At 66.9% G+C, this 6921-nt stretch carries 7 protein-coding genes; 4 read left to right on the forward strand and 3 right to left on the reverse strand.

The genetic code is table 11. From position 1 onward, the window contains the following. A partial coding sequence (locus tag VF697_RS13985; protein ID WP_331095139.1) for a hypothetical protein occupies positions 1 to 430 on the forward strand: 430 nt, incomplete at its 5' end. After that, entirely contained in the window at positions 427 to 1068 is a 642-nt protein-coding gene (locus VF697_RS13990) for an HAD-IA family hydrolase (RefSeq protein WP_331095141.1), read from the forward strand. The genes VF697_RS13985 and VF697_RS13990, both read left to right, overlap by 4 nt. A gap of 29 nt (positions 1069 to 1097) precedes the next feature. On the opposite strand, the gene VF697_RS13995 is transcribed toward VF697_RS13990, so the two are convergent. Next, positions 1098 to 2567 carry a CHASE3 domain-containing protein gene (locus VF697_RS13995; protein ID WP_331095143.1) on the reverse strand — a complete coding sequence of 490 codons (1470 nt, stop codon included), beginning with the start codon at positions 2565 to 2567 and terminating at the stop codon, positions 1098 to 1100. 490 nt (positions 2568 to 3057) lie between these two features. Between VF697_RS13995 and VF697_RS14000 the strand changes: the two genes are divergently transcribed. Beyond that, positions 3058 to 3489 carry a DUF3304 domain-containing protein gene (locus VF697_RS14000; protein ID WP_331095145.1) on the forward strand — a complete coding sequence of 144 codons (432 nt, stop codon included), beginning with the start codon at positions 3058 to 3060 and terminating at the stop codon, positions 3487 to 3489. A 31-nt stretch (positions 3490 to 3520) separates the two neighbouring features. After that, on the forward strand, positions 3521 to 5392 hold the full coding sequence (locus tag VF697_RS14005) for a phospholipase effector Tle1 domain-containing protein (RefSeq protein ID WP_331095147.1): 1872 nt from the start codon (positions 3521 to 3523) through the stop codon (positions 5390 to 5392). Positions 5393 to 5653: 261 nt separating this feature from the next. On the opposite strand, the gene VF697_RS14010 is transcribed toward VF697_RS14005, so the two are convergent. Then, positions 5654 to 6130 carry an SMI1/KNR4 family protein gene (locus VF697_RS14010; RefSeq protein WP_331095149.1) on the reverse strand — a complete coding sequence of 159 codons (477 nt, stop codon included), beginning with the start codon at positions 6128 to 6130 and terminating at the stop codon, positions 5654 to 5656. A gap of 2 nt (positions 6131 to 6132) precedes the next feature. Continuing rightward, complete coding sequence (locus tag VF697_RS14015) at positions 6133 to 6810, reverse strand: hypothetical protein (protein ID WP_331095151.1); 678 nt, start codon at positions 6808 to 6810, stop codon at positions 6133 to 6135. Between the last annotated feature and the right edge of the window lie 111 nt (positions 6811 to 6921).

The following is a 6921-nucleotide window of genomic DNA, read 5'->3' on the forward strand; positions in this document are numbered from 1 at the left end:
GAACCGCTGGACCGAGGGCGAGAATGACGATCTGCTGATGGGGGTCGTGACGAAGCCGTTGCTCCTGGCGCTCGACAAGTACCCGTCCCTGCACGCCGATGTGTCGGGCCTGTGGGACATCTGCCGGGCCACGGCCTGCGCCTCGGTGGCCGAGGTGTACCGGGAGCCGGCGCACTCACACGCCATCCTCGCGAAGCTGGCCGCCCCCGTGCGCCAGGCCGTCCTCGAGGTGGGCGTGCGCGGCACCACCGCCCAGGTGCTCTCGGACTACCGCACCTGTGTCGCGGCCTCTCCGCCCGAGTTCCGCCCGGCCATCCAGGAGATGACCTTCACCTGGGTGGATCGGCTCCGGCGCTGCAAGGGCGCCAACCTCGTCACCGAGGAGCAGATCCATCGCGCGCTGGACGGCATCTCCCAGGAGGCCGCGTGACGGGAGCCGTCATCTTCGATCGCGACGGCGTGCTCGCCGAGTTCGATCTGGACCGGACGCGCCAGGAGCTGGGGCCGCTGTTGCCCTTTGGCCTGGAGCAGTTCGGAGCCCACCTGCGGAGCTGGGCCGCGGGTGGGCGGGCCGTCACCGTCACCGACGCCGCGAGCGAGCGCGTCTTCTGGGACGCCTTCTGGGAGCACCTGTGCGGGCAGCAGGGACTGGGCGAGGACGTCCGGCGTCAGCTCTCGCGCTTCAATCCTCGCCGGACGCTGCGCGCCTTCCCGGACGCGCGTCCGGCGCTCGAGGAGGCGCGGCGCCGCGGCTACCGGGTGGGGGTGTTGTCGAACTTCACGCTGTTCGATCTGCCGGGCTCCCTGGAGGCGCTGGGCCTTGGGGAGCTGGTCGACGTCGCCCTGTCGGCGGCCATGATCGGCACCGCGAAGCCGGCGCCCGAAGCCTACCGGGCCATCACGCGCGCCCTCGGCGTTTCCCCCGAGGCGTGCCTGTTCGTCGATGACCGGCCGGAGTGTGTCGAGGGCGCGCGCCAGGTGGGCATGCGTGCCTGGCTGCTCGACCGACGTGAGCGGGGAAGTGGGGAGGGCCTGCTTCACGGGCTCGGCGAGCTGTTCCAGGACTGAACAGCCCCCTCACCTCCCCCGCCCCGGGCCTACTCGACGCGCGAGGCGAGGATGGCGTTGAGCTGCTTGGACAGCTGGGCGAGCTGGTTGGCCGTCTGCAGCGTCTGGCTGGAGCTGACCTCGGCCTGACGGGCCGTCTGCGCCACCTCGAGGATGGCGGTGTTGACCTGCTCCACCGCCGTCGTCTGCTGCTGGGTGCTCAGCTCGATCTCCCGCGCCACGTCCAGGTTGGAGCGCACCAGGTCCGCGATGCGCCGGAAGTTGCCGGCCACGTCCTTGAACTGGTTGGCGCTGCTCTGCACCGCCTTGGAGCCGTCCTCGGTGGCCATGATGGTGGTGTTGGAGGCAGCGCGGATCTCATCGATGAGCACGCGGATGTCCTTGGTGGCACCGCCCACGCGGTCCGCCAGCTTGCGGATCTCCTCGGCCACCACGGCGAAGCGCTTGCCGTGCTCACCCGCCCCGGCGCTCTCGATGGTGGCGTTGATGGCGAGGATGTTCGTCTGCTCGGCCAGCTCGTTGATGATGTCGAGGATGCCGCCAATCTCCTGCGAGCGCTTGCCCAGCTCCAGCATGTGGTTGACGATGGCGTCCACCTGGCGGCTCACCGCGTCGATGGCCTCCTGGGCGCGCTGCACCGTCTCGTTGCCCGTGCGAGCGGCACCGGCCGTGTCATCCGCCACGCGCGCCACCTGCTGCGCGCTGCCGGCGATCTGCCGCGACGTGGACAGCAGCTCCTTGACGGTGGTGGAGATCTCCGTGGTGGCCGAGGCCTGCTCCCGCGCGCCGGTGACCTGCTGCGAGGCCGCCGAGTGGAGATCGGCCGAGGAGCCCTGCACCTGCGTGATGGCGGTCTGGATCTTCCGCTCCAGGTTCTTGCCGATGAACGTGGCGATGCCCAGCACGAAGACGAGGATGCCAATGCCGTCCATCCAGAAAAACTGATTGAAGGCGACCAGGTGCTCCTCCTGCAGTCCATCGCGCACCACGAGCAGCTCCTCCTCCTGCTTGCGCATCTGCGCGACCAACGTGCGGATGCTGTCCATCAGCCGCGCGCCCTCGCCGGAGTTGACGGTGGCCATGGCGGCCTCGAAGCCCTGGGTGCGGCGCAGCTCGATGTTGGCGCTCAGACTGGCCATCTTCTGGTCGATGAGGGCCTTGAGCGCCTCCAGGTGCTTGAGCTGCTCGGGGTTGTCGGAGATGAGCTCGCGCAGGCGGGTGAGCTCCGCGGGCAGACCGCTCGTGGCCTGGCGGTAGGACTCGAGGTGGGCCTCGTTCCCGGTGAGGACATAGTCGCGGTGCCCCGCGTCCACGTCTTTGACGGTGGAGAGGATCCGCTCGATCTCGCTGAGGGTCTTGTGGCTCCGCTCCACGAGGGTCGACGCGTCCGTGAAGTCCTGGGTCCGCAGGCGGGTCAGGAAGATGAAGAGCGCGATCAGCGACGCGATCAGGAACAAACCCACGAAGAACTGCCGTCCCACGGTCCATCTCGAAAACATCGTCTCGTGTCTCCTCGGCCCGGGAAGAGGAGGCTTCCCACGGCAGCGCCCCCGCAGTGTACGTCACTCGACGGCTTTTCGGTGTGCCCGGGGGAGGAGGGGCGGAAAAGGAGCAGGGCCCGGAACCGACTTTCAATAAATCTCCAGTGAATCCGGGCAGTTAGGAATCACGAGGGCGTCTCCAGCAGTCCCACCTGGAAGCCGGCGGAGCCGTCCCTCGATGCCGATGAAGAGGCCCGGCGGGTCTTGCCCCCGGGTGACCTGCGGAACGACCCATCGTAGACTAGTGAACTCTGCGGTCTGAGCAGGGACGTTCCCATCATTCGGGGGCCTGTAGAGCTTGCGTGACACCATCCCCAGAGCGCCTCACCTTCGCGGTCCTGCCGTGTCGCGATGGCTCCGCCCCTGGCTTCTCCTGGGAGTGCTCGGGGGAGCGGCCTCATGCAGTCGGCCGGCCTCGGCTCCGCCTGGCGAGAGCCCCGCGCCGAAGGTGGCCCCAGCGGACTCCGAGCCCGTCCTGCTCGAGATCAACGGCTTCAACTACACGGACCTCTACATCGACTCCTTCGAGGTCAACGGGCAGTCCGGTGGCAATCTCTTCGTCAGCTCGACGACGAGCGGTGGGGGCGGCAGCGTGTGCTGCATGCGCTGGGTTCCAGGCACCCACCTCCCCCTGCGCGTGAGCTGGACGCGCGACCGGAAGCGCTGGTGCGAGCAGGAGGTGCCGCTCCGCCTGCCGCTGCCCGCTGCCCCCCGCCACCTGGGCGTGCACTTCTTTCCAGACGGGCACATCGAAGCCGAGCTCACCGCGGACTACCCGGCCCTGAAGCTCGAGCTGGAGCGAGACAACCCCGAGGAACGCAAAGCCTCCGGTAACACCCTCAACGACGAACGCATGTCCAGGTGCAAAGATGGGGAGTAACTCCAAATATCCCGGTGCCAATGGGGTTCAGGTGCCAGCCGCCGCGCTGCGCCGCTCCGCGAGCCTGTCCAAGAAGGGCCCCACCGCGTCCGTCAAGCCCAGCCAGACGCCGACGCTCCAGCTCGCCAAGCCCTTCACCCCCGCGGTGCAAGGCACCAAGACGGCCTCCACGGCCGCGGGGGGCGGCCGCTGGCTCTCCTTCTTCTTCGACGGCACGGGCAACAACCTGGAGGCGGACCTCCCCAAGAACTCGAAGCTGAGCGACCGCGAGCACAGCAATGTGGCGCGCCTGTACCTGGTCCACTCCCCCAATGACCCGAAGCTGGGCATCTACCGGTTCTACATCCCCGGCGTCGGCACGTACTTCCGTGACGTCAAGGACGAAGGAAACACCGTGGCGGGGCGCGCCGGCGGCGAAGGGGGCGAGGAGCGCCTGGAATGGGCCATGGCCGCGTTCGACCGCGCCATCGCTGGCAGCAAGGACACGATCAACGTGGCCTTGTTCGGCTTCTCTCGAGGAGCCGCGCTGGCGCGTGCCTTCGCCCGACGCATTGCCGCGCGCTGCACGAGCAAGCAGGGGCAGTGGTACCTCTCCTCGGGCATGCGCCCCATCAACCTGAACTTCATGGGGTTGTTCGACACCGTGGCCTCCGTTGGCCTGGCCGCCAAGAACAGCAGCACCACCACCGCCCTGGTCAGCGTCCGGCTCGCCCTGATGGACCGCACCAACAGCCAGGATGCCTCGCTCTACGTCCTGGCACCTGGCACGAAGCCGGGGGCTGATCCCACCCCGAGCATGGCCGATGGCCACATGGCCTGGGGAAGCGACCTGCGCATTCCTCCCATGGCCAAGCGCTGCGTCCACATGGTGGCCGCCCATGAGATTCGCAACGCCTTTCCCCTGGACAGCGTGCTCGACGGGAAGGGGTACCCCTCCAACTGCGAGGAGATCGTGTACCCGGGCGTCCACTCGGACGTGGGGGGTGGCTACCGCGAGGGAGAAGGCGGTCGCGGCCTCGCTCCGGGAGGGCAGCTGAGCCACATCCCCCTGCGGCACATGTATGCCAAGGCGCTCCAGTACGGCGTGCCGCTGCTGAAGGACTTCAAGAGCGTGGCGCTCCAGGAGGACTTCGCGTTCGACCCGAGCAGCTCGGCCGGCTACCAGAAGATGGAGAAGCGCTACTTCCTCTACCTGAAGTCCGCGGGGAACGGGGGCGTGTCCCTGGGGACGGCCATGCTCTCGCACATGAAGCTCTACTACCGGTGGCGCTTCCAACAGATTGCCCTGAACGAGCAAGCACGGAAGGCCGGGAAGAAGACGGCGGACGAGATCCGGCTCCAGGGCCGCCTGAAGACGTGGAGCACGCAGGAAACGGAGCAGAAGAATTACAGGGACAAGGAGTACAAGGAGCTCCGGAGGCTTCGCTCGCTCGCCATGCCCGACATGGACGAGTGGGGAAACTTCAAGGAGCGGACGCCGGAGCAGAAGAAGTACTACCAGCAGTCCCTCGTCCAGGAGGACGTGTACCGCAAGGCCTGCGCCCGGTACGACACCCGTCCCGGGTCCGTCGATGAGCTGGCGGAGAACCTGGAGATCTACGACGAGCAGCTCCTCGCGGACGCGAAGATCCTCAAGTTCATCTCGAAGAACGGGAAGAATCCGCTGCGGCCCCACTACCAAGCCATCCTGGACGCGTACGTCAGCGTGTACGAGAAGAAGAGCAGCAAGCTGGATCCAGAGATCATCGCGTTCTTCGATGACTACGTGCACGACTCGCTGGCTGGATTTGCCACGGACGCCACGCTGCCCTCGGATCCCCGCTGCATCTACATCGGTGGGGACGATGAGCTGAAGTACGCCATGAACTCCGTGGGCTCGGGCTGGGCGAGCAAGACCGCCTGAGCTTCGCGCTTCCGGCGAACGGACTCGGCCCGCTGGACACGGCGGGCGCCCAGTTTCGCGGAAAAGACAAAGGGCCCGGAACCTTGCGGTTCCGGGCCCTTCTTTTTGGCGAGGAGTACGGGACTTGAACCCGTGGACGAGGGGTGCCCTCAACCCGCGACGGCACACGCCTTTCGAGGAATCGCGAGTGAATCCGGGTACTTTGGGTCCACGGGGATGCTCTCACTCACGCGTCCAATACCAGACGAGCAGCCAGCGAGGTCACTTCTTCCCCAGCCAGTACACGTGGCGTCGAGAGCGCATCGCCGCCTCCAAGAACTCCGAGAAGGAACTGGCGACTGGCCCGCAGTACTCCGGGTTCGGCCACACCTCATGGTAGCCGTCCATGAGAAGGTAACGGCCATTCTCCTGGCGGCTCACATCCACCAGGACGTAATCCCCGTCCTGTACGTCACAGAGGGTGTACATGGAGGCGGGACCCCACGTGTCGTCATCCTCGCCGTAGATGGCCACCCGTGCCCGGACGATCTTGGACAGGGGAAGGATGCGGTAGGGGGTGTCCGGCAACCGTTCAATCAACTCCGCCCCATTGCAGTGCATGTAGAAGGCCCGGAGGTCCGGGTCCAGCCGCCAGCCCACCCGCTGCTCGAACTCCGCGATCTCCTCGGGCCTAGCGGGTGGATACGGGAAGTGGTCGCAGGAGACCTCTTCGAGCAGGCTGCTCATGGGCGTGGCCATCGTCAGTTGTCCGTGTAGGGCAGGTCTGGTCCCACGGTATTCCAGGGTGGCTGGCCGGCGTAACACGCGGGATACGCCCTGTTGTACAGCTCGTGAACGCCCGGCTGCGCGGGGAAGACGTTGTTGGGATCCACCGGGTTGCCGCCGTGCCAGAGGTCCCGGATGTGGTGCCCCGGCCAGGACACGCCATCCACCGAGGGCCATTCCCCGAACCGTTCACTCCAGCTCTTTCGGTAGGACTTCATCGCGTTCTTCCACTCCTGGCGCGCGACCTCGTTCTCCGCCTTCGTCCGCGTGGGGAACTTGCAGCAGCAGTGATAGATGCCGTAGCGGCTACCGGCATCAACGTCCACAGGCAAGAGGACGAGGCGTCCCTTCCACTCGAACTTGAGATCGGCCAGCCATATGCAGCCCATGAGCGGATAGCCCTCACCGGCGCACTCTGTCTGGCACTGGTTCACGAATTCCCGGCGGCACTGCCAGGGGCCATAGAAGAGGGTCGTCTTCATCTGCCCGCCCGGCACCGCCAGCCACGGCAGCTCCTTCTTCGCGGCGGGCTTGGCGCCGGGTGATGGCGTGGGTCTGGTCCCGAGGGAACCGCTCGCTTCGTTGATGGAGCCGCACCCCGCGAGGATCATCAGCAGTACCACCGTCCAGCCCAGCTTCATGAGGATCCTCATGGTGATGGCCACCACCTGCTCATGGCTGGCGATGCGCGGGGCTCCCGCCAAGGCCATCCAAGAGCTGGCGGGCCACGAGAGCCTCGACGCAGGGAAAGACAGGTGGGTGAG

This window comes from Archangium sp. (genome assembly GCF_036388035.1).
Lineage (GTDB): Bacteria > Myxococcota > Myxococcia > Myxococcales > Myxococcaceae > Archangium.

Coding starts and splice junctions, on each gene's coding strand:
- VF697_RS13995 (WP_331095143.1), bottom strand. CDS start 2,567: ATGTTTTCGAGATGGACCGTGGGACGGCAGTTCTTCGTGGGTTTGTTC.
- VF697_RS14010 (WP_331095149.1), bottom strand. CDS start 6,130: ATGGCCACGCCCATGAGCAGCCTGCTCGAAGAGGTCTCCTGCGACCAC.
- VF697_RS14015 (WP_331095151.1), bottom strand. CDS start 6,810: ATGAGGATCCTCATGAAGCTGGGCTGGACGGTGGTACTGCTGATGATC.